The following is a 26,712-nucleotide window of genomic DNA, read 5'->3' as shown; positions in this document are numbered from 1 at the left end:
TTATTTTGCAGATAGTAATTCTAGTTTTCCGTTTCTTAGTATATAGCTATACGTATAGTTATTGTTTCCAAGTTTTGTTTTCAATTCGCTATCATTACTTGTTCTAAACCTATGCCATGGTCCTTCTGCATGATAGATTTCAACTGTGCTTCCTTCAGATAATACATACTGTGCAAATGTTCCATATGTTCGAGGGCCATTACCTAGAACTGTACCGTTTCCATTCCACATTTGGTTAAATAATACTCTTCCAGATGGGTCATTAACTCTAACAGACGCATATCTTTGATTGTTCCATCCACTTCCATGAAATTGATAATCAGAATTCTTTACTAATAAAATTTTTCTCCCCCTTACTTCTACAGTAACCCTGGCAAAACCAGAGGGATTTGTTGCTTGTGCATCTCCACCAATTGAAAAAGACTGTTTATTTATATGACGTTCATTGAGTTGAATCACATGATTGATCAATGCTTCTCCAGGAAAGTCAGCAGCAACAATTCCAGTATGTCTTAGTTTTTGATTCCTAATATAGTCAGAAGTTAATATATTTGTACCCTCAAAAGCAATCGTTGCGATTCCTAAAAACCAATCGATTCTTGGAAAATCTGGAACAGAACCTGCCCATCCCGGATGAGTCATACCCGTTGCAAGTCTACCTGCATGGGTTCCCGGGCTGCTATGGCCGCTAGCTACAAAATAAGGGAAAGAGCCACCTGATCCTGATAAATAGTTGATAAAAATCCTGTTACCGTTATCTGTATGTGCTCGATTTAAATGGTCTTTTACACTCAGCCATTTATCATATAAATCCCAATTAGTATTTAGATGGTAGTTATCTTGTATCACAAAGTTAGCCGGATAGCTTATCCCCAAAGAAGAGCCGGCAAAATTACGAAAAATAACGATTTTCCCACGTGTTTCTTTTAAAGTAGGATTTGAATTGTTTTCTAGGTAAAACATATTTCTATAATTAGGATCATTAATATATATATTTACTAAACGATTAAGCTCTGCATCATTGACACTGGTGTATTCTTGTTTTAGCCTCATATAAATTGTTTCACTAGGATTCCTTTGAAGAAATGTCCGCAACGTATTCAAAGCATCTTCAAATCTGGCTAGAAAAACAAATCCATGATGGATCGTAAGCCAATTTGGTCTTGCAGCTACACGCATATCAATAAAACGGATACCTACTTCTAATTGTTCACTCAATGATAAACCTTGATTCTGAACGATATCTCCTCCTGGACCATTAGACATGCTGTTATGCGTACCTGGAATAGATAACTGTGATAACCTCGTATCGTCCTTTAGTTCTGACATCCAATTTGGTTTTCTAGAATGAAACTCTGAAATGGAACGTAAATAGGCTGGATGATAATGGGCCTCTACCGTTACAGGAATACCAACGACAAACAATAGTATGAATATTGAAAAAATTTTCTTCATTAATTTCCCCCTCTTTCTTTTAAAAAAACTGATCATCTATGAAGTAAGTATTCATAGATGATCAGTTTACTGATATAAACTCAACTATTTAGCAGAAGTTAATTCTAACTTATTATTTTTCATCGTATAGATATAAGTATAGTTGTTATTTCCTAATTTTGTTTTTAATTCCCTATCATCAGTCGTCCAAAATCTGTGCCACGGTCCTTCTGCATGATAAATTTCTATAGTACTTCCTTCTGGCACCTCGTATTGGGCAAAAGTACCGAATGTGTAACGACCATTCCCCACTACAGACTGATTAGCATTCCAAGATTCATTAAACAGCACTTTACCTGCAGGATCAGAGATTTTGATTGAAGCATATCGTTGATTCGCCCAGTGGCTCCAATGGAATTGATAGTCAGAATGTTTTACTAATGAAGCTTTTCTGTCTTGTACTTCTAGTACTACCCGCGGAAACCCTGATCGATGAGATGAACCATGAGCAGCCACAGCTTGACCACCAATCACGAAACTTTGTTTAACGGATTCTGTTTCCTCACCGCCGTCTACATGAGTACCTGTAAGAACATTTTCAACCAAAGAAGTTAATTCAGCAGTATCTGGCGTATCATGTGCTAATTCCCAAATAATCGCTCCGCCATAACCTTCATCAATTGTATAGTTCACTTTTCTAGAAATACTTGCAATATTATCGTAAGTGAACAACTCTCTCTTTTCTGAATCATAGATAAACGGAGCTTCTGCTTCGTCATCCCAATGGTAAGACAAGTTTTCAACATTTGGATCTTTCGCTTGTGCTTCGAATTCTTTTAATTGCCACCATGGTTTCAACCCGGCTAATTGTTCAGGGTCATCCCAGCTGCCGCCATTTGCAGCACCTTGACTTGGTACACCAATTCCTGCTACATCAACATTAGCAAAGCCTCTTGAGTAATAACTCATACCAACCATCAACTTATGTTTAGGGATACCGTAAACTTTATGGTATTCTTCCATGGCTGCTGAGATATTGAATTTCTGATCTGTATCACTTGCTTTTGGATACAGCGGGGATTGATGCCCTGTCTGATTATCAAATCCGCCTCGGAAATCATATGTCATTACATTGAAGTTATCAACGTAATCATTCGTAATCTCTGGTGCGATAAATTCCATTTTTTCGTGATTTGCAGTTACTGCAATACTTAACTGATAGTAGATGTCATTTTCTTTACCTGCTGCAGTCATCTTTTCACGCAGCTGTTTGATCAGAGCCACAAATTTTTCTTTTTGTTCATCATTCTCTGGATATTCCCAGTCGATATCGATCCCATCAAAATGATAGTCCAGCATAAAATCAACTAACTGAGTAGTAAAACGATCCATCCGTTCCGGCGTAGCTGTGGCATGATCAAACCCATGATCATCGACTGAATTCGTCCAACCGCCAATCGAAACCATTGCTGCAACATCATTTTCTTCCGCTAATTGAGTAATCTGATTGATGTAGTTTCTGCCCCCGCCTTCATGAGAATCATCAAAGTCAGCCCAAGGATCGTTTGAAACCAATTCACCGTTTTGATCAATAACCATAAAAGCATAATTCACATGAGTAATTTTATCAAAAGGAACATCGACTGGATCGTATCCTTTTCCATCAATGATCCCTTGACTATAATTATAGTCTGGTTTATCTGGTTCATAGTCTGTTTTGTATCCGTGCCAGTTTGAGAAATAACCAATTACTTTCTTCTCATTTTGAATTCGTTGCGCTTCTTCTTTTTGCAATCGTTCTGCTTCTTCGCCAGTAAAACGATTAAAATTAAAAATATTTGAAGGCGTTGGCAAATCTTTTACTTTTTGCCAAACAGAAGCACTGCCTGGTCTATCTGAAGGCTCCGCCCAATACGCATTGCGCCAAACGCTGCCGTTATAAATGACAGTTGCGCCTCCTGGATAACTTCTTACTTGCCATACTGGACTGTCAACGACAATTTGATCAAATGCCGCTACACGTACTTCTTGGGTTCCTCTGAATAATTGCCCTTCTCTTCCCCGTGTCCAATTGTTTCCCCCATCATTTGACCACATATGAGAAGCATTCAATCCCTCAATACGATTTGTTGCATCATTCATCACTAATGTACCGTCATTTTTTTGTACATCTTCAGCAAAGGCAGTCAGTGCCTGTGCATTTAATAAAGAAATCCCGACCAACGATAATGTAAAAAATTTTTTTGCCAACTTTTTATTCATTTCTTCCTCCCCTTTTATCTTCTACAAGATTGTTTAACTCTTTCGAAACTTGGATGAACATAGGTGATTGCTTACTAAGTTCTTTGACTTTGACTTTATCTGCTCCTGGATGAACAAAATAAATCTTTTCATTTAAAACTGGGCGTCCATTTTTCAACGTATACTTTAAAAAAGGACTTTTTAAGTGGTCAATGATCAGTACGCCGTAACCTTTTTCTTCGAGATAAATATTATTAGTTATTTTATACATCTCAAAATCCTTTTTCCTCCCATAAAAAAATTCATTCGCAAAATAGTTCTCAGATATTTTTGATTTCTCCAACGTTCTACCTTTACATATATTCCTTATTTATAAGCTATATTCTCCTTTCTCTTTTATATATTATTAATCTATCCCCCATGACTCATTGTGTCTTATCTTCGTTTTATTTTCATTTCTTTTACGTAGCGATTTCATCCTTTGACGTTATTTTAATGTCATAAGTCTATAAAATTATTCAAGTCTTTGTTAAACTTCATTTACTAGTTTCATAGGAAAATTTATTTGGAGGTAAAGGATGCAAAGAATTTACATTATAGAAGATCAATTATTACACCAGAAATTTATCGAAGAAACAATCAGCGAATTTATCCAACATTCTGGTATTTCTGCAGAAATCGTACCTATAAACTCTATAAATTCATTTATAAAAGCGATTCCTGCGCTTGATATAACAGATGTTGACATCTTTTTTATTGATATAAATTTAAAAAATCAATATACAGGAATCGATATTGCCGAATGGCTTAGACGTGCAAATCCATTTTGTAAAATCATTTTTATCACTAATTACACAGACCAAAGCATGGCTATCGTTACTCGTAATATCATCCCATTTGACTATATCCATAAAAACAGCAATTTAGCTGAGGTACGCAAAAAAATCCATGTTACATTGAAAAAGCTGTTTTTTACTTTGCAAATCAATGCAGAAGAAATATTGCTTCTTTCAATACAAAATGAAAAGCAGGTATTCGCCTTACCCTATATCAATTACATACAGACAATAAAAGAGGATCGTTTTCGAGTATACCTCCAAACGACCTCTCAAGATTTTTTGATAAATGAAAGTTTTTCAGATATAAAAAAACTTAAATTCCCTCGATATTTTTTGTTTTTACGCTCATATATCTTAAATTTGCGACAGATAAAGGCACTTAATCGAAAGTTAGGAATCATTATATTTAAGAATGGCTCTGAAATTTACTTTGGACACAAAGTAATGAAAAAAATAGAAGAAGCACTGGAACAGATCCTATAAAAACAAGCTTCCCCCTATTCTTTTAAACAAAGTAATACTGTAAAAATAGTCTCCTCTTGAAAAATCGTATAGGACAAATTTTTATATTCTTGAGCGATTCGATGTAAATTACTGAGCCCCAATCCGTAATGTCCTTCTTTTGATGTAATCCCCCGCTTGCCTAGATTATCCAGCAGCACAGTGCGAGTATAATTGTTTTTGACTAAAATTTGATAAGTATCTGTTTGCTTGTTGATTGTTAAATCGATAAACGGATTCTTTGTTTCTATACTTGCTTCAATTGCATTATCTAGAAGAATTTTGAGACACCTAGCCAAATCTAAAGGATTCATAGGCAGTTCGTTGATTTCTGTATGAATAGATAATTTGACTTTGATCCCCATATTTCTTGCTCTATTTACTTCAATCAAAAGCACACTCTTGACCGACATACTTCTGACCTTCGTTAACTCTTCCGTATTATTTTTTGAGAAAATAATATCTTTAGAATAGTCTTTGATTTTCAAAAGCTGTTCTACTGCGCCTTCCGTATCCCCTTTTTCTAACAACACTGCCAATGTAAATAAAATCCCTTCATAATCATGTTTAAAATCTTCCAGTTCATTGATTCTTTCTAATTTCTTTTCGTAAAAATTTATGATATTGAAAACATCTTTATAATATGCCGCCGAATATTTCAGAAAGAAAAAAATACCAAAGAAAAGGATGCCTTTCATCAATAAGACGATGAATAAAAGCCAAAAGAACCCTTGATGCAACACCGAGTACATCAATTGGAAATAGACGATCAAACTAAAAAGAAATCCACCAAAGAAAATGAACTGTTTTCTTGTAAATCTTCTGTCATAGATAAATAAACTTATTTTATTTTTGTTGTACCATTTTTTTATTCCTAAAATCCCAGCAAAATATAGGAAGAGCAAGAGTATTTGCAGACTGATCAACAGTAAAAAAGGATTTCTCACAGTTTCTATTTGACTAAAAAAACTAGATAGACTGAGCATACAAGCAACATTCATTTGAATGAAAAAATACATCCCTAATATATAGATAAAAGAGAAGAGATATTTTTTCAGAGAACAGACAAGCAAACAGAAGTTCAAACTGATAGCAATCAAAATAAAAACGCCAGCTAAATTTGCAAATTGCCATGACAGCATACCAAAAATGATCAAGGATAAGGAAAAAATCAGCTTGTATCTATAATGTAAAAAATTTCTGCTTATATAAAAATCAAAAACAATATATTGCAAAAAAATCAATGCGATAAAAACTCTATCTTCCAACGAACGTTCTCCCCTTTATACAATCAGTAAGTCATTTTCTTCAGTATAAAGTATGAAGCAGCTACCTAGTCAATGAAACTTGACGAAGCAGCTGCTCCATAAAAAAAACACTTCCATGTTAGAGAACATATGGAAGTGTCTACAGACTGAAACCTCTGTTTGTAATTTTTACAAACAGAGGTTTTTTCTTTAGTAAATGGATTTTTGTTTAATTCTCTATACTTGTTAATATAAATTTTGAATATGGAGGTATTCCATTTAAATTTATAAATAAAATTTTCATTATTCTTCCTCACAATACAAAAAAATTTACTTTTTCGTCATCTTTTTCTTTAGCTGAATCTCTTGATACTTTTCTTTCTCTTTTAAATAAGTGAGTTCTTTTAACATCTTTTTATAACTTACAAAGATTGAAACATCTAGGGTGCCATCATTGATCGATTTTTTTACCATACATCCTGGTTCTGATAAATGTTTGCAGTCTGACAAGCGGCACTTTTTTGCTAATATGGATATTTCTTCGAACTGATGCTCTAAAGAACTAGCTTTTACGGTTTCAATACCAACTTCTCTCATTCCAGGAGTATCTATGATCATGGCTCCATTTTCCAGATAAAATAATTGTCGGTTGGTTGTTGTATGTCTCCCCTTTCCATCTTTTTCTCTTATAGTGCTAGTAGTTGATTCATAACTTGCTAGTAGTTTATTGATCAATGTTGATTTTCCCACTCCAGAAGACCCTATAAATGCGCTTATTGTTGATGGTGCAAAGTACTCTTTCAATTCTATGCCTATTTCTTCAAACATCGTCGCCGTAAATACTGGTATGCCGCTAAAATGCTTTTTTAGGTTACCTTCGATTTTTGCTAACTCTTTTTTAGTAATTAAATCTTTTTTTGTTAAAAGAATTATTGGTAACGCTCCACTATCCCAAACAATCGTGACGTAACGATCTAGTCTTGAAAGATTGAATTCTTCGTTCAAACTAGTTATTATAAATACCTGATCAATATTTGCTGCTATCCCTTGTTCCTCTACTCTATTACCAGAGACTTTCCGCTGTAAAAAACTTTTTCGCTCTAAAATTGATTCAATAATAAGTAAATCCTCGAACAACTTCCCTTTAACATAATCACCTACAACAGGATACTTACTATAATTTTGTGTCTGATGGCGAAACTTTCCTGATAATTTAGCAGTTGTTATCTCTCCAGTACTTAACATTACCTTAGAAATATCTTGGGCTTGGAATATTATCTGTGCTTTTTCAATTTTCTCCACTGTCTGATACCTCCATCTGATAAGTTTTAAATGTAAGGAGTGCTGCGAACACAAAAATAAAACAGCTTAATAAGAATGTGTAAGTTATAGAAAAGTGTCTAATCAGAAAACCAAACAATAGTTGACCAAAAGGAATAGAAAGTGTAGCAAAGAAGTTTATTATCGTTATGGTTCTGCTCAAATATTTTTTATCAGTAGCCGATTGAACATATGTTACAAGAATAATATTAAAAATCGTACTGGACGATATAATAAAACTAAATGTTATAACAGTAATAACATTCATGAACTCAGTCAGCTGTAAAACGAAAACCGCCGAGAGAATAATAAACAATAAAGCAGTTGATATACTAGTTAAAGTGATGATAAACAATCCATTTTTCTTAGGGTAAAACTTTATTAGAAGAACAGAGGTCAATAAACCCGTACCAGATATCAGGCTCATATAGATACCTATCAATGTGGTCTCTGTAAGCAATATATTGTTAAAAACATAAATAATACTTATACTGAAGCTTGGTACTATCACAAAGTTAGAAGTTGCACAAACCAAAATAAGATATAACAGCTGCTTTTTTGATCCGATGTATTTCACTCCATTTGTAAAGGCTGCCCTAAAAGATTCTGTCTTTATAGATTCTATTGGATTCTCTACATCAATAGTTAAACAAATTAAAGCTCCTGATAACAACAGGACCGATATGAAAAAAACGATGTGTGTTAAAGTAAATAGCCCGTAAATGAACCCGCCAATGACTGGAGAAAGCAATTCAAGTAATTCATCATCAATCGATGCAAGTGTATTTGCTTTTCCAAGTGCTTCCACGTTATCGAAAATTTGTGGTAACATCGCAGCGCTGGCAGCTGAAAAGAAAATCTCAAATATTTCAAAGCTGACAATCAGACTAAAAATAAAAAAAACTGAAGAAACAATCTGATTAATATATAGGAAACAAATCAATATACTAGTGATTCCTGAAAGAAAGCATGCTAGTGCCATAATTCGACTACGCCTAAATCTATCTCCCATCACTCCAGAAATAGGGGTAAAAACCAGTCGGGGAAAAATCGTTACTGAAAGTGCTGTAGAAAAAATCAACACTGATCCTGTTTCTCTTAATGTAAATATCGATAATGCAAATTGAAGAATGTTACTAGCCGCCATCAATAATGTGGTCACTAACAAGTACCTACAAAAATTTTTTTCTCTCAATAATGATAAAATATCTTGTCTTAAAGTATCTATTTTTCTCTTCCTCCTAATGATGGAGGTATTTGTTCAAATCCTCCATTTTTTTTATGCATTGACAATTCTTCAAATAATATGTCATAAAAATCCCTCCTTCTGAAATCGATTACTTAGTAATAAAAAATAGGTTCTCTATTTTCTATAAACTTCCCTTAATGCCCGAGAGTACCAAATAATCAATTAACTTAATATTAGTTTCATTATAACATGTACCCGCTTCCAAGAATAACTTGTTTGGCAATAATGCTCTTAAATAATTGTATCTTTGAAATACTGTCCATTTATTTTATAGTTTTCTATTTCTACAATGTCTATAAATAAATATTCAATTCCTATTCTATATATTCATCAATAAGACTCCCCTCAGACTTGTTTAATCCATTTAGAAACTGAACAGGGAGTACTGTCCTTGGAATAGAAAGATATATATATCTTTCTTTTTTGAAAATCAATGAGCTCCTTTTGACTATTCATAAAAAAGATGTTGTAAATTTAGCAATATATACTGCTAAATATGATAAGGATTTCGATAAACAAAAATATGAAGTGACTGATACTATAAAAACACATACGAAACCTACTTAAGTAGGTTTCGCATGTGTTCTTTTACTAAATTCCTAATTAACGTGAAAATACTGATTTAGTGCTATTTATTATAAGGTTTTTCCCCACTCAAAACCCATTATTTGCGGAAACATTTTTGAACCAGTGTCCTGATTTTTTGATTGTCCGCTTTCTATCATTTGCCAAATCGACGGAAATAAACCCATAGCGATTTTTATAAGCGTTCGTCCATGACCAATTGTCCATGCATGTCCACATATGATAGCCTAAACAACTTGAGCCTTCTTGTATCGCTTGATGGACATATTTTAAATGCTCACTGACAAATTCGATTCGATAATCGTCGTGGATCATCCCATCTTCTTTTAAGAAGCGGCTCTCGTCTTCTACACCCATCCCATTTTCAGAAATAAAACAAGGAAGATTGCCGTAATTGTCCCGTACATTGATCAAAATATCATAAATCCCTTTTTCATAGATTTCCCAGCCTCGATAAGGATTCATTTTCTTATTCGGCATATCATAAATATCAAAATAATCTTCTGGCATTGGCGAAGCTGCCTCGTCGATCGGTGTCTCTTTCGCCATGATCCGCCGTGGTTGATAATAGTTGATTCCTAATAGATCGATCGTATTGTTTTTGATTAGTTCCAGATCGCCTTCTTGCATTTCTGGCAGCAGTGTTAACTCTTTCAGAATCTCGACTAATTCTTCTGGAAAAATACCTTTGACTGCTGGATCTAGGAACGAACGATTAAAGAACGCATCAGCGATTTTTGCTGCTTTGACATCTGCTGGATTCTTTTCATCTCTTGGGTAACTTGGCGTTAGGTTCAAGATGATCCCGATCTGCCCTGTTTGTTCCAATTCTCGATACGTTTTGACCGCTAAAGCAGAAGCTAGTGCCTCATGATACCCGACTTGAACGGCATGTTTCATGTTGCTTTCTTCTGGGTAATGAAGTTGATACAAATAGCCTGCTTCAACTGGTACGATTGGTTCATTATGAGTAAACCATTTTTTGATTTTCCCGCCAAACAATTCAAAACAGGTCTTCGCATAGTTTACGTACGCATCTACTGTTTCGCGAGCCAACCAGCCGCCTTTTTCTTGCAAAGGCATAGGCATGTCGAAATGATACAGATTAACAAAAGGTTCGATACCATTTTTGATCAATTCATCAAAATAGTCATGATAAAAAGCCACTGCTTTGGAATTGATTTCCCCTGTACCATCAGGGATCAATCGGCTCCATTGGATAGATGTTCGAAATGTATTGTGACCTGTTTGCACCATCAGCTGAACATCTTCTTTGTATTTTTGATAAACTTCAGATGCCTTATCTGGACCTACTTGATCAAAAAACTTTTCCGGTTCTTTAGCATACCAGTAATCAAAGATGTTCTCTCCTTTGCCGTCACCTTCAACGCGTCCTTCTGTCTGCGGCCCGCTTGCAGCAGATCCCCACCAGAAATCTTTTGGAAATTGATAGTTCATTTATTTTTCCCCTTTCGTTATTCCTAGTACTTGATTTTCCAGCAAAATCACTTGTTTCTGTGAATCAGAACCATTTTCAGATCCTTTGATTCTTTCTAACAGCAGTTGCGCTGCTTTTTCACCCATTATTTCTGCGGGTGGATTAATGGTGATTTGAGGCAGCATACTTTGTTCTTCTTTTGACAAATAATCATAGTGGCCAAAAGAAATATCTTGTCCAATCAACAGCCTTCTTTGATTGAAACATTCTAATGTACCGATCGACATATTATAATTGCTGACAAAAATCGCTGTTGCTCCCCAGTCCAATAATTCTTCTGCGGCTCGATATCCGCTTTGTCTCGTGTAGTTTCCAACGACTACTTTCAATTCAACATTGGTTCCGCTTACCGCTTCTTCCGCACCTAAAAGCCTTTCTTGCGCTGTATAATCAATTGTTGGCGCAGAAATATACCCAATTTTTTTGTGCTTCTCTTTGATAAACTGCGTGATTGCTTCAAAAACACTTTGGCGGTCATTCAATAAAAGAGTATCCGCAACAGTCGCGATATCGGGACTATTTAAAGAAACAATAGGAACATGGATCTGTGTCAATTTCATTGCATCCGCTTTTTCTTCGCCGGATAAAAAAACGATCAAACCATCAACTGCATGTTTTAGTAAATGGTCGATTTTTTCATCATTTTGTTGAGGATTTTCAGAAAAACCACTAAGCAAGATGCTATAGCCATTTTTTTCTGCTACTTTTTCTATCCCCGATACCACTTCTGAACCAAATCTGCTGGAGATGCTGTTCATCAGTAAGCCTAATGAAAAACTACGATTGTTTTTTAAGCCTTTCGCGATGATATTTTCTTTATAGTCTAATTCTTGGATGGCTGAAGCGATTTTTTCCATATTTGATTGCTTCAAGCGCTGCCCATTCAAATAACGCGAAACAGTTCCTGTAGAAACTCCTGCTAACTCTGCTACGTCTCTTATTGATGCCATAATCCTCTACTCCTACCAATCAAGATCGATTTCTGTTCTCAGATCCTCAACCATAATTTTTGTTTTTTTCGCATAATGCCAGTGATTATCTGCACCTATATATTGGAAATCTTCTGGTGACAAAGTAAAAGTAAGTGTTTTTTCTTCACCTGGTTCAAGCTGAACTTTGCAAAAATCCTTTAATAGTTTTTTGCGCTGGATCACAGAACCGCCTAGAAGTTTGACAAACAGAAGTGTACTTACTTTTCCGGCAATACGCCCTCTATTTTTAACTTTAACGGATACCAGCAGATTGTCAATATCTCTTTGACATTGAAGGTTTTCATAAACAAATTCTGTGTAGCTTAAGCCAGTGCCAAACGGATAAAGCGGCTGACCGCTTTGATCATAATAATCTGTATTGATCGAGGCATCTCGCTGATAATAATAAACGGGTAATTGTTGGCTGTTTTTCGGATAACTGATACTCAATCGACCACTAGGATTACTTTGACCAATCAATATTTTGGCAATTGCCCGACCGCCTTCTTGTCCTGGAAACCAGCCAACTAATACAGCATCTGATACTTCTTTGACTACTGTTAAATCATAGGGACGTCCTTGGATCAGAATGCTGACTATTGGTTTTCCTAACTTAGAGATTTTCTTTAATAGATGCTCTTGATATCCGCCTAGTGTAAGCGAAGCAACATCCACATTCTCGCCGGAATCCATATTGATCCCTTTTGAAGAAACAGCACCATTTCGTAAAAAAGTCATATCAAAATTTCGTGCACTCGAACCGCCCAATACCATAATGACGATATCCGCTTTTTTTGCGCAATCAAGCGCTTCTTTGATTTTTGCTTCTTGCTGGAATTCATTTCTGACTTCACAGCCCTCTGCGTAAAGAATTTCTGAGTCTGACATGACGTGTTTTATTTCTTGCAAAATCGTTTTTTGCTGCTGCTCTTTTGTTTGCGGCGCAGAATAATCACCTAACAAATGATAGATATTGTCTGCATTTGGTCCGATGACAGCAATTTTTTTACCGTCAGCTGCTAGTGGTAAAATCCCATTGTTCTGCAAAAGAACCAAACTTTCTTGAGCGACTTCTTCGTTTAGTTTTCTTGATTCTTCTAACACGTGGTTTCTTTTTTCTGTGTCCATCTGGATAAAGGGATTTTCAAAAAGACCAAGTAAAAATTTGACAGCAAGTACTCTGCTTACTGCTTTATCTAGCATCTTTTCATCGACTGTTCCATCAAGGATTCCTTCTTCGATCATCGTATAGGTGTTGTCCCACAAACTAAGATCTACTCCGGCAGATAAAGCTTGTGCGGCAGCTTCTGTTTGTTCCGAATAAACATCTCGTAACCGATCTAATGCAACACCGTCTGCCATGACTACTCCTTTGAAGCCATTTTCTTCTCGCAGCTGGATTTCTAATAACTGTTGATCGACATGACAAGGAACACCGTCGATATCATTGTAAGCAGCCATTACTCCAGCAGCATTACGTGCACTGCGTAAAAGCGGTGTATAAACTTCAGAAAATTCACGTCTGCCAATTGGTACGGTTCCGGAATTATGCCCGCCTAAAGCTTCTCCTTGTGCGATACAATGTTTCAAGACCACACCAATCTGATCTGGTTTTTTTTTGATCTCGATTACACTTTGATCCCAAAAATCTGCTTCATCAGAAATCAACGTTCCTTGAAACCCTTCGATGATTGCTTCACTCATCCGCGCACTAAGGATTGGATCTTCGCCAAAACATTCTTCTGATCGTCCCCAGCGTGGATCTTTAAGTAAATCAAGTGTGGAAACCAACGCTAAGTGAACACCTTTTGCCGCCATTTCTTTTGCCATCAAACGACTTGTTCGTTTGATCAATTCTGTATCAAACGTACTGCCTCGCCCAATATTCGTAGGATAAGAAATACTATTGAGCGCTTGGTGGCCATGGGGACATTCTTCAACAAGCAGCGCTGGGATACCCCAGCGAGATTGCTGGATGACATATGCTTGGACTTCATTTGCTATTTTCCAGCTTTCTTCTTCCGGTATTCCATTTGAATAATCGACTTTTGACCATGGATCGGCTCGGAATAATCCATAAAGTGCGCCCAGACCGCCTCCCCATTTCACATGTTCTTTAAATTTTTCCGTCAAGCGGATCTCATTATCTTTCTGCTGATAGCATTCCCAGCCATACAGGTGTTGATTTACTTGTCCCACTTTTTCGCTCAAGCTTAAGCGGCTCAACAAATCAGTCACACGCTGGCGGATCGTTTTCGTTGGATCTTGGTATGGATAGTTAACCAAGTTCTGTCACTCCTTCACGTTTCACTTTATTTGTCGCGATGACAAAAGGAATAAATAGGAACACATCTAAAATAATCAGTAATACGGTCAAAACAGCTGCTTTGATGTCTCCGCCAGTTGCAATGAATGATTGGAATACAGGCGGCGTGATCCAAGGTGCTGCTGCCACTGTTTTATCAATTAAACCGATACTTGTTGCAAAATAGGCAATGATCAAATTGATAGAGGGGATCAATGCGCATGGAATCATGTAAATCGGGTTCATTACTACGGGCAGACCGAACATCACAGGCTCCGTGATATTGAAGAAGCAAGTCGTTAAACCAAATTTTGCGATTTGACGCTGATCCTGTCTTCTAGAAACCCATAAGATAGCAATGACAAGCGGTAAGATACAACCGCCGCCGCCAATCAGACCAAAAGCATTTGTAAACGGCTCTGTAATAATATTAGGAATCTCTTTTCCGGCTGAAAAAGCATCCATATTTTCTTGGATCGATTGCAATAATGGTGCTTGTCTGATCGGAGCTAAGATACTTGAACCATGCATACCGAAAACCCAAAGAAAATCAGAGAAAAACTGCAAGAACAAAATACCTGGAACAGATAACACAAATGCTTTCAATGGGGTTTGGATCGCTAGTTCGATAAGACTAGGGAAATCCAAGCCAGCTAATTTATCCAGTGCAAAAACAAAAAGAGCGAATAATAGAATAACTGCTGTTTCTGGTATCAATGAATTAAAAGAAGTTGCAACTGCTGGCGGCACTCCGTCAGGCATTTTTATCTTGATTTTTTTGATTTTCGCTAATTTCATAAATAACTCAGTACCTAGGACAGAAGCGATCATAGCTGTAGCTAATCCTGAAGAAGATGTTAGGCTTTGCATAAAAACTCCTGTAACTTCTGCTGTGCTTCCGTCAGCCAACGTGACCATGCTTTGGACAGGCATCAAAATAAATAAGACCGCTACACTCAATACGCCTGCATGGACTGCGCTAAACGAAGGATCAGTCATTTCCCCTGAACGAATATAATGACTCGCTAGATTCCAACCAATGTTATAACAAACGACTACTGACAAAATACTCATTGTTCCGTTATTCACAATTGAAGCTAAATCAGCAAGAGAACTAAGATCAACAATTCTCTGTACAGCTGCATTTGAAAAAATCAGCGCATTGAGCAGCACCATGATCGAGGCTGCCATTACTAACGGCATAGTGATGATAAAGCTGTCCCGAATAGCTAATAAATGACGTTGACTATTCATTTTTGAAACGAGCGGCAATAGCTTTTCAGATAATTTGTCTACAAAACTCATTGATATATCTCCTTATTTTTTAAAATTGAACCGGTTCAATTAGGAGAATACCACACCTTCATTTGAAACACAACACATTTTTGTATGCGTATACATAAATGTGTGAAAAATAGAAAACAGACTTTAGTCACCCTAATGTAGGTGACTAAAGCCTATTTTCATAGGGAATGTTATACATTGCTTAAATGGCATTCATTTTCCTTAATAAAAACCCTAATTCCCCCAAGCTGGATTGTGGAAACCTGTAAAATAATATAAACAAAGATAGATGACCCAAATGCTGCCAAACAACAAAAAAAGGCGTTTGCCAAATTTAGATTTTATTGCTTCTCCCAGCCCAGCAAACACCATGATCAGACCAATCGAAAATAAATTGACAGCATTGGTATAATAATTGTAAAAATCGGGGAATATAATAGTCAGTAAACTCACTGTCATACCAATTACACTTATATAAATAAGGAAGGAATCAAACAGATTCAAAGTTTTTACTTCCCAATTTTTTGTTATATATTTGATAAATCGGTTATTTGTTATCAAGTTGATGGCTCCTCAAAATTTTTATAAAATCACAATTCATGTATATGATTTTTACTGTTATTCCACAATTCTTCTGGTGAATATTCATCTGTATCATTAACCACGACTGTTCCATCTTTTTTTATTTCTACATTTGCACCCAGCCATACAGCATGAGGTGTCAATAACATATTTCTTTTGGTTCCTTTCTTCAATGAAAAGGACTCAGTAAGTACTTTGTTTAAATTGGATCTTAGATATTTTGTTTGTCCATTGTCAAATTCGATTTTTAAGATCGTACTTGCCATTTCTGCTTTTACTGCTTTAGGTGTTTGACTTTCCATAAAATTTTCCTCCTATATATTATGTTTTTTTATTGCTGCAATAATTCGTTCCAGCTCCACCAAGAAAGCGTTTTCTATAATTAATAATAACATTTTTCCGAAATAAAAACAGAAAGATTTACATGATTTTATTGTCACGCTTATAATACAAATCCATCATAGAGAGCGCGATAAAAAGAGTACTCAAAGTACCAAGATACGGGATTACTGTAAGAGTGATTTTTTCGATTCCTGAAAGATCAAGTACTTCTTTTAGTAAATAATCCATCAGAAAAACGACAAAAAGAAAACGGAATGGTTTCTGGACATTCCACATTCTCAACGATTCATTCATGACGACAAGAATAAACGGTGCCCTAAAAATAACTTCCTCGAGCGTAAATGAATGACTTCCTGTCAAAACAAATTCTCCAAACCCTTTTAAACTAAACAGTACAAGAAATAATCCAATGATGTATCTGCTGTCCCACCTTGTTATACTTTCTTCTTTCATTCTGTCATTTCCCCAGTTCTCCTGAAATCTCTGTAATAGGAACAGGTTTTAGTTGTTTTCCATTCTTATCAATAATCGTTGTCTTGATGACGTTCTGCTTCTCTTGTTTCATTTTTGGTAAAACACCCCAGATAAGAATACCTGATAGTAAGATAACCAGTAAAAGTATTAGCGGCAGCTTTTTTTTCATAAAATATCATTTTCTTTTCTATAAATTTGATGATGTGTTCACCTTAGAACAAGCGCTTACTTAAACAATAAATAACGAAATGTTGTTTTTTTATTATATAATAGTAAGGATGAACAAACAACTGGTGATTCAATCTGTGTTCTGCTGATTTGTTCGTTTCCATATTTAAGTTTCCTACAACTTTATTTTTTTTACGTCTTTGTATTTATTGAACATAATAAGCTCTTTATTGTATCGTTCATCAATTAATTTTTTTGTCTTTTGACCAGATCGTTGTTTGTACTTTAATGTATAAATGAAGAAAGATAAAGATAATCTCTCTTTACATCCTTCTGTCACATCTGGACGGGATCGATTGATATTCTTCAAACGTCTTTTTATAATATTAAAAATACATATGTATAAGGGAATATCGAGCCATATAATCAAATCAGCATGTTTTAATCTCTTCTCCAAATTAAAAGAATAGTCTCCATCAATGATGCAAGGAGTTGGCGATTTCATTATTTTATCTACCTCAGCTTCAAATTTTTGTTTGCTTATTGCCTTCCAACCAGCCTCCCAATATATTTTATCCAAATGGTATACTTGGATTTTTAAATACTGCGCTATTTTTGAAGCCAAAGTAGATTTTCCTGCTCCGCCAGGCCCAATTACTAAGATATTCTTTTTATGCAACAACATTGATTTAAGTGTATCATTTTCCAAATTTAACACCTCATTTCATCTCATTAGTTTTGATTATATTATATGCTATATTATGGTCGACCATCTATTGTTTTTCTATTTTGCCTAGGTACTCAACTAAAAAAGAAAGCCCGCTTGATAGGCTTTCTTTTTTAGTTTTATTTGATGCTCTTGATTTTCAGATAGACATTCCCTGAATCTCTGTTTCGGCAATAATTTTGCTGGTTTCTATATTTTATGATTTGTGCAGGGTTTCCGACTGCTACCGCACACTCTGGAATATCCTTTGTGATCACACTACCAGCACCAATCACCGCGCCTTCACCAATCGTTACGCCTTTCACGATGGTCACATTGCCCCCGATCCAAACATTTTTTCCGATAGTAATTGTTTCGTAGCGCTCATTGAAATCATAAGGCAGCAAATTCGATTCATAATTATATCTTGTCGTATAGCAAGTGAATGCGTGTCCGATAACTGTTCCCGAGCCAATCGAAAGACTTCCTTTGCCTAATATTTTGGCATCTGGACCTAAGTAGGTATCGCTTTCAAATCGAATCGATTCGGGATTTTCAAGCAAAGCATCACTAGAAATCCGTACATTTTCCCCAATAAACTTTATTTTCCTTTTTTTTCTCTTAAATAAAAAATTTTCAATAAATTTCATGTCTGCACTTGCCTCCTTATACTTACTAGATAATTTAGGAAAGTATAACTTATACCGCCGTTTGCACCAAGCAAATTGATTTATTAAAAAAACACCATAAAAAAAGCGCAAGAAATATACGTTTTCCAAAATGTTATTTTTTAAAAAGCCACATATAGTAGAACCAAGGGTAAAACAGCACATAATTCCAGTTATTTTATTGGGATTAGTTTACTATAAATATGGATATACCGCCTCAAAAATAACAAAGTCGTTATTCATTGACAGAATTTTTAATACAATATAACATTCTACTAACGTTTAGCTAGCAACGTAAAAAATAAAATAGAGGTGTTTTAAATGTTCAAAAAAAATTATGATTTACATTATCCATACACTTACGGTGAGAAATCTTCTTTTGATTTATTTGCATGGTTCAAACTAATTTCCATCACTCTCTTCTCCTTCTTTTTCCTTACCTTTTTCTATAGTGACATGTTAGAACTGCTTTTACACGGCTCCTTTTTAGAGGCAGTTAAAAAACATTGGCCGGAATTCTCGGTTTTAGGAGGAATGCTTTATCTATTGATCAATATTGGCGGACTTGAGTGGGCAGCAAAAGACAATTGGAAGCTTTTATTCAAGAAACTGACTTGGAAAGATGCAAAGATAATTGTTGTTTTTACCATCTTAGCTTGGGTAGCTGCTATCGTTAATGCTCTTCTTTTTGGTTCTTCCGTGACGTCTACTGCTAATCCTGCACTTACTCATGATGTATCGACATTTTTTATCCATGGATTTGAAAGCATCTTCCAGCTTATGGGCGAAGAACTTATTGCGATCGTACCATTCTTAGCACTTGTTAGTTTAGGAAAATACCTAAAATTAAATGATTCATGGACCACTCTTATCGCTGTTGTGTTGTCTTCGACCATTTTTGGTATGGCTCATACTTGGACTTATGGAGGAGTTGTACAAGGAATTATCAATACATCTTTAACTCGTGTCGTTCTAACAAACGCTTATGTCAGAACAAAAAATATCTGGGTAAGTTATATTATCCATTACATTTTTGATATGAGTATCTTTACGTTATACCTACTTTTCTTCTAGTTCCGCTATTATAAAAACGCTTAAACTTTTGATTGGTCAAAAAACCAAACAACCGATTACTGATTAGAATTGGAGTGATATACATTGTTAGTCTTATATGTTTCCCCCAGCTGTACTACTTGCAGAAAAGCTCGAGCATGGCTAAATGCGCATGATATCCCATTTGAAGAACGAAATATTTTCGCAGAACCTCTGAACAAAAATGAATTGAAAGCGATTTTAGCGGTGGCTGAAAATGGTACAGATGATATCATTTCGATTCGTTCGAAAGTTTTCCAAAAATTGAACGTAGATATCGATGAGCTTTCTATGTTCCAGTTGCTTCAACTAATGGAAGTCTATCCTAGTTTGATCCGACGACCTCTCATTGTGGCTGAAAATGCTCTTCAAGTTGGCTACAATGAAGAAGAATTCCGACGATTTTTACCTCGCAGTGTGCGAAAAGTGAAGTTTAGGAAAGCCCAATTGATTGCTGGATTGTATCAAAAAGAGTTCCATTCTTTCTACAGTATCTGATTTTCTTTAAACAGCATATTCAATAAGTCTATATCATTAAACTGACAACAAAAAGCACTTGCCATTTAGCAATCTAAAATGGCAAGTGCTTTTTGACTAGAAAAAACTCTAACAATAATTGATTTATAAGTATCTTTGTAAAAATATCAAGGTCGTTTGGTACACCTCATCAACATAACCTATTCCATGTCTTTTCCCTTCAAGCAGCTTTACTTCACTAGAGACACCGTATTCTGCAAGTTTTTGCTGCAAATGATAAACACCGCTTAAAGGAACGAATTCCTGGATAGAATTTGCTAAAAAGAGCGGACCGCTTTTTTCAGAGACACGTTGTAATGGATCTGCTTGCTTTAAAAGTTCTAGATTCTGGTCAACGTAATTTAATATAAACCACTTATAAAAAGCATCGTTTTTGCCTGTTTGATCAATGTCGCTGCCATTCGTTTGTTTAGGATTTCTTTCCTGATTCATAACAGGCACTACTTGTTGATGCTCCTCCATCCAATCATACAAATCGATGATCCCAGACCAAGAAGCTGCAGGTATTCCTTTTTCCAAGGCTAATTCAACAGCCAAGTTTCCTCCTGCTGAAGCACCTATTGCGGCTATCTTTTCATTAAAGCGATACGAGCTTGCATTTAACCATTCAAATACCTTTAGAACATCTTCTTTAGCTGCTGGGAAAATATCCTTAGGTGCTAAACGGTAATTGGGAACAACAACCAAGAAATCTTCCTTGGCTAATTTTTCTGCTAATGGTTTTTCTGGCTTTTTATCCCCGCGAAACCAACCACCCCCGTGAATCAAGATAATAGCGGCTTTTGCATTTTCACTTCCATAGAGATCCAGCAATAATCCATTTTCTTTGTCATACATGATACTTTTTTCCATCTTCTCACCTCTTCAATAATTTAACTATCAATCGAACGACGGTTTCATCGTTTCGAAAATACACGTTGGTAATAGTCTGCCGCTTTCTTATAGGAAAAAATCCATATTCCAGAAACTATAAAACGGCCAAACAGTCCGATAATCGGAATAAAAAAAACACCTAGGATCAAACTCAAATTAATAAAGATTGATAAAACGCTTCTGCGATCCTGGGAAAGAACTTTGACTACATGAGATTCTGGCGGATTTGCTTTCTTTACTTGGTATAACAGTATCGAAAAAGAAAAGCTCCACATCGTATACACAACGATATAGCTCATTTCTGGCCAAAAAGCATTTGGATTTCGACCGACCCAGCTTGTCACTGAAGGACAAAGAGTCAGCCAAAAGAGCCAAAAAATATTTGCCCAAACTACCCGATAATTTATTTGTTCTGTCATTTGGAACACTCGGTGATGATTGACCCAAATGACTGAAATAAAAATAAAGCTGACCGCATAGGCTAATAATGTACTTCTGATTTCCAGCAAAGATTGTAACCCGGCAAAATCGGGAATTTTGATGTCCAGTACTGTAACAGTTAAAATAATTGCCACAACAGCATCTGTAAAAGCTTCTATTCTTGATTTCGTCACTTTTTATTCTCCTTAATCTAACCATACATACTCGTAAAGTAATCATAATCATCTTGAAGTATCAGGAGATCATGATAAACATCAGACATATTTGATTGCGCTGCGTTAGATAAATCATAGAGAAAGGATGCAGGCAGAGACTCGATTCTTTGCCCATAAGAAATCCAATTAATAATTATTTCCGGATTATAATTATAGCGCTCACAAAATTGCTCGAGTGAAAGTTTTAAATGTCTAAAAATATAAGATTTGATTGGATGTGCATAAACAAATGTATGTGTCATAGTAAAATTTCCCACCTTTATAATACGAGGACAATGATTCAGTCTCTCTTGTTTTTTCTATATTTTGTCTGCTTCAGCTTGTTCAACGGATGATTATTCGAGGAACTGTCAAATCAAAAACCGATTTTTGGACGATTATCCCCATAAATTCTTTGATCATACTTATAATATGCAGCTGATCTAATTTGTGCAGTAGATGGTTGATTTGTACAGAAAGTAAATGGTTGATTTTCTTTACTATTTTTGTGCCATTATCGATTTTTTCATTCTCGTTGCTTATATATATCGTTTCGGAAGTTCTTTTTGACATATTCCATTCATTTTCATCTACAACTAACAAGATCGTTGCTAAATTGATAACGATAAATACAAGCAGCATCAGCAAACCTTTACTAATGATTTCAGCAAACGATTTCATTTACGTTCCTCCTTACCACGGTTTCTTTTTGTTCATCAAGATCCACTGTTTATAACAGCAGTGATTTTTAAGTTTTTTAAAGTTTATCACAACCCTATAAAATGACAATCAATGTTACTTATCCTAAAAAAATAGGCACTGCAACGGTAATCAGCGGCAGTTTTTTATTTCATTCTCCTCCATAAATAAGATTTCACCCTCCCAAAAAATAACAACACATCCAACAGTCAAATGTAAAACCTTTCGCAACGCCCATCTTCCTCCGTTATGAAAAACTTCAATAGACAAAAAACCTCAAAGTTATTTTATTTTTTTCATTTAGAACAAAAAAACAAGAAAAACAGAAATAAGCCTTGATAAATCAACAATAAAATTAAATGATATATATGAAACAATTAAATAAGCAGTTTTTTTAAAATGAATTTCCAAGCCTTTTCGATTTTCAATTTTCGATATCTTGGTTATTATTATGCCAGTGAACGACATATACAGCTTCACAAAAAAACATTATTAGGAGGATCACAATGAAAAAAACAAGTTTATTAATCGGTCTTGGCGTAGGTGCTGCATTACTTTTAGGTGCATGCGGAGAGGCAAAAGAAAAAACAGATTCATCTACAACTGAAGCATCATCATCTACAACTGTAGAATCAAGCAGCTCAGAAAGCACAGATAAAAGTACTTCTTCTGAGGAAAGTACAGAAAGCGCTTCTGAAACAAGCGTGATCGACAGCATGGTGGAAAGTACAGATCCTAAATATCCAGTAGGCTCCGAAGTAATCCTAAAAACAGATCACATGGAAGGTATGGATGGCGCAGAAGCAACTGTCACAGGAGCATATGAAACAACACTGTATGAAGTAACCTATGAATCAACAACAACCGGTGAAAAAGTTGAAAACCACAAATGGGTCGTTCAAGAAGAATTAGACACAGATCAAACTGATTTGAAAAAAGGCGACAAAGTTAAATTAAAAGCGGATCATATGGAAGGTATGAAAGGCGCAGAAGCAACAATTGAAGACGCTGTAACAGAAACAGCGTACATGGTCGACTACACACCAACAAATGGCGATGATGCAGTCAAAGATCATAAATGGGTAACAGCAGACGAATTAGAAGAAGCTTAAACCATCGTTCATTAAAAACAACATAAAACTGAGTAAGGGGCAGCCGCCGCTCACTCAGTTTTTTATATAAATAGGAGAATCAACGAAAGCGGTTGATTTGTTAACTGCTCTTATTTTTCTTAATTATACTATTCATAAATCAGCATTCATCAAAAAATATGTAAACGTTATTTAGAACATTATTGAGAAATATTTTTATAGAATAATCAGTTATTTAAGGAGGCGTTTGATGAAAAAATTTATTTTCCGAATCGTTCTTGTTGGTTTGGTATCAACCCTTCTTTTTTATCTCTTTTATCGTTTTATCAATCATAGTTCATCATGTTTTTTTGGCGGTTTTGATAATACGACAGGAACGCATCGATGTAACATACTAGTCAAAATCGAATAATTATTATAATATTTACAAACGTTATTAAAACCTATAATTAAATAACTTATACAAAAACAAATCAAGGGGGATTTTAATGAAAAAATGGCTATCCAAGATGTTTTTGAATGATTGGGGAACGTTTATCTCCCGAACAATTTTTTATAGTGCGGTACTGCTATTCTTGATTTACTTATACCACTACAAAAATATTCAGGGAGGAACATTTATCTACAATGAATTTTAGGAGGAATATTATGAAAATGAAATCAATCATCGACGCAATCGACTATTGGGGAGTCACTGACCCAGATCGTGTCGCTTATCAAAATAACGAAACTTATACTTTCGGTGAATTAAAACAGGCATCCGATGCACTTGCCTTTTACTTAGAAGAACTAAATGAAGGACCGATTGCTGTTTTTGGCAATTTGGAATTCGAAATGATCGTGGCATTTTTAGGCTCTGTAAAAGCTGGTCATGCCTATCTCCCTATCGAAGCAAATACACCGAAAGAACGAATCGAATCAATCATTGATGTTGCAAAACCTGCGATGATCATCAGTGTTGCTGACGGCTTAGAAAATACACATTCGATACCTGTTATGACAAAAGAAGAATTACAATCCATCAGTAAACAAAAAACAGCTTTTTCTCCCCGAAACATGGTAAGCGGTACCGATAACTTTTATATCATCTTTACTTCAGGAACGACCGGCGCACCAAAAGGAGTACAAATCAGCCATGATAATTTAATAAGTTTTATTCAATGGGTATTAACTGAATTTGATATCGAAACAGGCATGCACTTTTTAGCACAAGCCCCCTTTTCTTTCGACCTTTCTGTTTTTTCTCTCTATCCAGCACTTGTTTCTGGCGGTGTACTGAAACCTTTAGAAAAAGCAACAGTACAAAATTTCCGAGAGTTATTTTCTGTATTGCCAAAATTAAACTTAAATGTCTGGGTATCCACCCCTTCTTTTATTGATATTTGTTTGATGGAACCGACATTTGATGAAGAACATGTACCAGGTTTAAAAACTTTCTTATTCTGCGGAGAAGAACTTACGAAAAAAACTGCTGAGAATCTATTAAAACGATTCCCTCATGCAAATATCTATAATACTTATGGCCCTACTGAAGCAACCGTAGCTATTTCAAGCATTCGAATTGACCAGCAATTATTGGAAAAATATGAAAAACTACCAATTGGCTATGTAAAAGAGGACACAACTGTTTCGATCATCCAAGATAACAAGCCTGTTCCTTTCGGTGAAATTGGCGAAATCATTATTTCAGGTCCAAGCGTATCAAAAGGATATTTGAATAATCCAGAAAAAACAGCCGCAGCTTTCTTTGAAAAAGAGGGATTGACAAGCTACCGTACAGGCGATGCAGGAAGCCTGTCAAAAGATGGTCTTTTATTCTATGACGGACGGATCGATCAGCAAATCAAACTGCATGGTTATCGGATCGAACTTGGAGATATCCAGCACAATCTCTTAAAAGATACACGCATCAAACAAGCCGTTGTCATACCAAAATACCAAGGGACAAAAGTCCAGCAGCTAGTCGCCTTTATTGTATTAGAAGATAGTCTGATGCAACCTGATTTTAAATTAACGAAATCGATCAAAGAAGAACTTGCACATTTCGTCATGGACTATATGATTCCTCAAAAATTCCATTATGTTGAATTTTTGCCTCAGACAGTAAATGGAAAAATCGATCGTAAAAAACTATTAGCTGAGGTGAACCTTGCATGACGATCCCTCACATGATCCCTTATGCAGAACCGTTTTATTTTTTACTTTTAGCCATGGCACTTTCCCCAATCGTTTTGTCTTTATTGATTCGTGGAAAAAGATTGCCTTTATATCAAACAGCAGTCACCTTATTCTTTTTATTCATTAGTTTTGGCGGAACCTATTGGATACAAGGTGTAACACTCATTGCTTATATCCTTTGGCAAACAGCGCTTGTGTGGCTCTATTTCATTCTTCGGCAAAGGAAAAATCAGTCAATCTACTACTTTTTAGCTGTTATTTTAGCAATTGCTCCTTTGATCCTAGTGAAAGTGATGCCTTTCTTTGACAAAGATAAAGCTTCACTCATTGGTTTTTTAGGTATTTCCTACTTAACATTTAAAGCAGTGCAAATGCTGATTGAAATAAAAGATGGATTGATCAAATCGTATCAACCCTTCCGCTATATTCAATTTCTGCTGTTTTTCCCAACGATTTCTTCCGGTCCGATTGATCGGTACCGAAGATTTGAAGCAGACCAATTGACGCCTCCTGATCCTGACAAATATGTCGTTTTACTAGGTAAAGGAATCCAAAATATTTTTATAGGTTTCTTGTACAAATTTATTATTGGTTATCATCTTGGTCAACTACTGCTTCCAGTACTCCAAGAGATGTCACTGCAGCATGGCGGAATCTCTTGGTCATTGGTTGGTTATATGTATGTCTATAGTCTGTACTTGTTTTTTGATTTTGCGGGATATAGTTTGTTTGCTATCGGTACGAGTTATCTGATGGGGTATGAAACACCAATCAATTTCAACAAACCATTTTTATCTTGGAACATCAAAGAATTTTGGAATCGCTGGCATATGTCATTGTCCTTCTGGTTCCGCGATTACGTCTATATGCGTTTGATGTTTTTCTTGATAAAGAAAAAGATATTCAAAAGTAAAGTTGTTGCGTCGAATATCGGTTATTTCGCTCTATTTCTTTTAATGGGTGTCTGGCATGGATTGACATGGTATTACATCGCATATGGTCTTTATCATGCTTGCTTGATTTGTTTCACTGATGCTTGGCTGCGCTTCAAGAAAAAACATAAAAAACAATTACCTTCAAATAAATTTACCCATGGCTTGGCAATCTTCTTTACATTCCAAGCTGTCTGTTTCAGCCTCCTGATTTTTTCAGGATTTTTAGACAAACTTTTTTTTACAAATTAATCAACTAAT

General features: G+C 35.5%; 27 protein-coding genes and 1 pseudogene. 9 read left to right on the top strand and 19 right to left on the bottom strand.

The window, feature by feature from the left end; genetic code table 11:
• From IGI64_RS04700 to IGI64_RS04690, 3 genes are all read right to left on the bottom strand, one after another.
• Nucleotides 1-1,455 carry a phosphatidylinositol-specific phospholipase C domain-containing protein gene (locus IGI64_RS04700; protein ID WP_429939632.1) on the bottom strand — a complete coding sequence of 485 codons (1,455 nt, stop codon included), beginning with the start codon at nucleotides 1,453-1,455 and terminating at the stop codon, nucleotides 1-3.
• A gap of 84 nt (nucleotides 1,456-1,539) precedes the next feature.
• A complete protein-coding gene (locus IGI64_RS04695) occupies nucleotides 1,540-3,696 on the bottom strand; it encodes a glycosyl hydrolase family 18 protein (protein WP_429939631.1) in 2,157 nt (718 codons plus the stop codon).
• Nucleotides 3,689-3,946, bottom strand: a complete 258-nt coding sequence (locus IGI64_RS04690) for a hypothetical protein (RefSeq protein WP_034862467.1) — start codon at nucleotides 3,944-3,946, stop codon at nucleotides 3,689-3,691. The genes IGI64_RS04695 and IGI64_RS04690 overlap by 8 nt, the downstream gene beginning before the upstream one ends.
• 307 nt (nucleotides 3,947-4,253) lie before the next feature.
• On the opposite strand from IGI64_RS04690, the gene IGI64_RS04685 reads away from it, so the two are divergent.
• A complete protein-coding gene (locus IGI64_RS04685) occupies nucleotides 4,254-4,997 on the top strand; it encodes a LytR/AlgR family response regulator transcription factor (RefSeq protein ID WP_429939630.1) in 744 nt (247 codons plus the stop codon).
• Between the two features lie 14 nt (nucleotides 4,998-5,011).
• Here IGI64_RS04685 and IGI64_RS04680 read toward each other — a convergent pair whose 3' ends face one another.
• From IGI64_RS04680 to IGI64_RS04670, 3 genes are all read right to left on the bottom strand, one after another.
• Complete coding sequence (locus tag IGI64_RS04680; protein WP_429939629.1) at nucleotides 5,012-6,283, bottom strand: sensor histidine kinase; 1,272 nt, start codon at nucleotides 6,281-6,283, stop codon at nucleotides 5,012-5,014.
• Nucleotides 6,284-6,592: 309 nt separating this feature from the next.
• Nucleotides 6,593-7,564: a ribosome small subunit-dependent GTPase A gene (gene rsgA / locus IGI64_RS04675; protein WP_429939628.1), complete on the bottom strand. Its 972-nt coding sequence runs from the start codon at nucleotides 7,562-7,564 to the stop codon at nucleotides 6,593-6,595.
• Nucleotides 7,551-8,744: an MFS transporter gene (locus IGI64_RS04670; protein WP_429939627.1), complete on the bottom strand. Its 1,194-nt coding sequence runs from the start codon at nucleotides 8,742-8,744 to the stop codon at nucleotides 7,551-7,553. Before IGI64_RS04670 ends, rsgA begins: the two co-directional genes overlap by 14 nt.
• Nucleotides 8,745-9,251: 507 nt before the next feature.
• Between IGI64_RS04670 and IGI64_RS04665 the strand changes: the two are divergent.
• Nucleotides 9,252-9,398: pseudogene (locus IGI64_RS04665) on the top strand (type II toxin-antitoxin system death-on-curing family toxin); the annotation flags it as partial.
• Between the two features lie 87 nt (nucleotides 9,399-9,485).
• Here the strand turns inward: IGI64_RS04665 and IGI64_RS04660 are convergent.
• From IGI64_RS04660 to IGI64_RS04615, 10 genes are all read right to left on the bottom strand, one after another.
• On the bottom strand, nucleotides 9,486-10,874 hold the full coding sequence (locus tag IGI64_RS04660; protein ID WP_429939626.1) for a glycoside hydrolase family 1 protein: 1,389 nt from the start codon (nucleotides 10,872-10,874) through the stop codon (nucleotides 9,486-9,488).
• Nucleotides 10,875-11,864, bottom strand: coding sequence for a LacI family DNA-binding transcriptional regulator (locus tag IGI64_RS04655; protein ID WP_429939625.1), 990 nt, complete (start codon nucleotides 11,862-11,864; stop codon nucleotides 10,875-10,877).
• Between the two features lie 12 nt (nucleotides 11,865-11,876).
• Complete coding sequence (locus tag IGI64_RS04650) at nucleotides 11,877-14,171, bottom strand: glycoside hydrolase family 3 C-terminal domain-containing protein (RefSeq protein ID WP_429939624.1); 2,295 nt, start codon at nucleotides 14,169-14,171, stop codon at nucleotides 11,877-11,879.
• A complete protein-coding gene (locus IGI64_RS04645) occupies nucleotides 14,164-15,495 on the bottom strand; it encodes a PTS sugar transporter subunit IIC (RefSeq protein WP_429939623.1) in 1,332 nt (443 codons plus the stop codon). Before IGI64_RS04645 ends, IGI64_RS04650 begins: the two co-directional genes overlap by 8 nt.
• Nucleotides 15,496-15,708: 213 nt before the next feature.
• On the bottom strand, nucleotides 15,709-15,933 hold the full coding sequence (locus IGI64_RS04640) for a hypothetical protein (protein ID WP_429939622.1): 225 nt from the start codon (nucleotides 15,931-15,933) through the stop codon (nucleotides 15,709-15,711).
• Nucleotides 15,934-16,064: 131 nt separating this feature from the next.
• The gene (locus tag IGI64_RS04635) at nucleotides 16,065-16,358 is read right to left on the bottom strand and encodes a hypothetical protein (RefSeq protein WP_429939621.1); all 294 of its coding nucleotides are present in this window, start codon (nucleotides 16,356-16,358) and stop codon (nucleotides 16,065-16,067) included.
• A 118-nt stretch (nucleotides 16,359-16,476) separates the two neighbouring features.
• Nucleotides 16,477-16,851 (bottom strand): hypothetical protein, encoded by a 375-nt coding sequence (locus IGI64_RS04630; protein WP_429939620.1) that lies wholly within the window; start codon nucleotides 16,849-16,851, stop codon nucleotides 16,477-16,479.
• 4 nt (nucleotides 16,852-16,855) lie between these two features.
• Nucleotides 16,856-17,041 (bottom strand): hypothetical protein, encoded by a 186-nt coding sequence (locus IGI64_RS04625; RefSeq protein WP_429939619.1) that lies wholly within the window; start codon nucleotides 17,039-17,041, stop codon nucleotides 16,856-16,858.
• Between the two features lie 174 nt (nucleotides 17,042-17,215).
• Nucleotides 17,216-17,749, bottom strand: a complete 534-nt coding sequence (locus IGI64_RS04620) for an AAA family ATPase (RefSeq protein WP_429939618.1) — start codon at nucleotides 17,747-17,749, stop codon at nucleotides 17,216-17,218.
• Between the two features lie 137 nt (nucleotides 17,750-17,886).
• On the bottom strand, nucleotides 17,887-18,396 hold the full coding sequence (locus IGI64_RS04615; protein ID WP_429939617.1) for an acyltransferase: 510 nt from the start codon (nucleotides 18,394-18,396) through the stop codon (nucleotides 17,887-17,889).
• A gap of 552 nt (nucleotides 18,397-18,948) precedes the next feature.
• On the opposite strand from IGI64_RS04615, the gene IGI64_RS04610 reads away from it, so the two are divergent.
• Entirely contained in the window at nucleotides 18,949-19,488 is a 540-nt protein-coding gene (locus tag IGI64_RS04610; RefSeq protein WP_430596476.1) for a CPBP family glutamic-type intramembrane protease, read from the top strand.
• Between the two features lie 84 nt (nucleotides 19,489-19,572).
• Nucleotides 19,573-20,004, top strand: a complete 432-nt coding sequence (gene spx, locus IGI64_RS04605) for a transcriptional regulator Spx (protein WP_016624012.1) — start codon at nucleotides 19,573-19,575, stop codon at nucleotides 20,002-20,004.
• A 123-nt stretch (nucleotides 20,005-20,127) separates the two neighbouring features.
• On the opposite strand, the gene IGI64_RS04600 is transcribed toward spx, so the two are convergent.
• From IGI64_RS04600 to IGI64_RS04590, 3 genes are all read right to left on the bottom strand, one after another.
• Nucleotides 20,128-20,895, bottom strand: coding sequence for an alpha/beta hydrolase (locus tag IGI64_RS04600; RefSeq protein WP_429939615.1), 768 nt, complete (start codon nucleotides 20,893-20,895; stop codon nucleotides 20,128-20,130).
• Nucleotides 20,896-20,939: 44 nt separating this feature from the next.
• Nucleotides 20,940-21,530: a TMEM175 family protein gene (locus IGI64_RS04595; protein ID WP_429939614.1), complete on the bottom strand. Its 591-nt coding sequence runs from the start codon at nucleotides 21,528-21,530 to the stop codon at nucleotides 20,940-20,942.
• A 366-nt stretch (nucleotides 21,531-21,896) separates the two neighbouring features.
• The gene (locus tag IGI64_RS04590; protein WP_429939613.1) at nucleotides 21,897-22,232 is read right to left on the bottom strand and encodes a hypothetical protein; all 336 of its coding nucleotides are present in this window, start codon (nucleotides 22,230-22,232) and stop codon (nucleotides 21,897-21,899) included.
• Nucleotides 22,233-22,756: 524 nt separating this feature from the next.
• Between IGI64_RS04590 and IGI64_RS04585 the strand changes: the two genes are divergently transcribed.
• The 5 genes from IGI64_RS04585 (at nucleotide 22,757) to dltB (ending at nucleotide 26,703) form a co-directional block, all read left to right on the top strand.
• Nucleotides 22,757-23,362, top strand: a complete 606-nt coding sequence (locus tag IGI64_RS04585; RefSeq protein ID WP_429939612.1) for a YdhK family protein — start codon at nucleotides 22,757-22,759, stop codon at nucleotides 23,360-23,362.
• 229 nt (nucleotides 23,363-23,591) lie between these two features.
• Nucleotides 23,592-23,753, top strand: coding sequence for a hypothetical protein (locus tag IGI64_RS04580; protein ID WP_429939611.1), 162 nt, complete (start codon nucleotides 23,592-23,594; stop codon nucleotides 23,751-23,753).
• 76 nt (nucleotides 23,754-23,829) lie between these two features.
• Complete coding sequence (locus tag IGI64_RS04575) at nucleotides 23,830-23,979, top strand: teichoic acid D-Ala incorporation-associated protein DltX (protein ID WP_016624021.1); 150 nt, start codon at nucleotides 23,830-23,832, stop codon at nucleotides 23,977-23,979.
• A 10-nt stretch (nucleotides 23,980-23,989) separates the two neighbouring features.
• On the top strand, nucleotides 23,990-25,498 hold the full coding sequence (dltA, locus tag IGI64_RS04570; protein WP_429939610.1) for a D-alanine--poly(phosphoribitol) ligase subunit DltA: 1,509 nt from the start codon (nucleotides 23,990-23,992) through the stop codon (nucleotides 25,496-25,498).
• Entirely contained in the window at nucleotides 25,495-26,703 is a 1,209-nt protein-coding gene (dltB, locus tag IGI64_RS04565) for a D-alanyl-lipoteichoic acid biosynthesis protein DltB (RefSeq protein WP_429939609.1), read from the top strand. The genes dltA and dltB overlap by 4 nt, the downstream gene beginning before the upstream one ends.
• Nucleotides 26,704-26,712: the final 9 nt, after the last annotated feature.

This window comes from Enterococcus sp. DIV0210g, from assembly GCF_050559705.1.
GTDB lineage: Bacteria > Bacillota > Bacilli > Lactobacillales > Enterococcaceae > Enterococcus_B > Enterococcus_B faecalis_A.
Note: the sequence above shows the minus strand (reverse complement) of the source record. Positions and strands in the feature narration are given on the sequence as shown.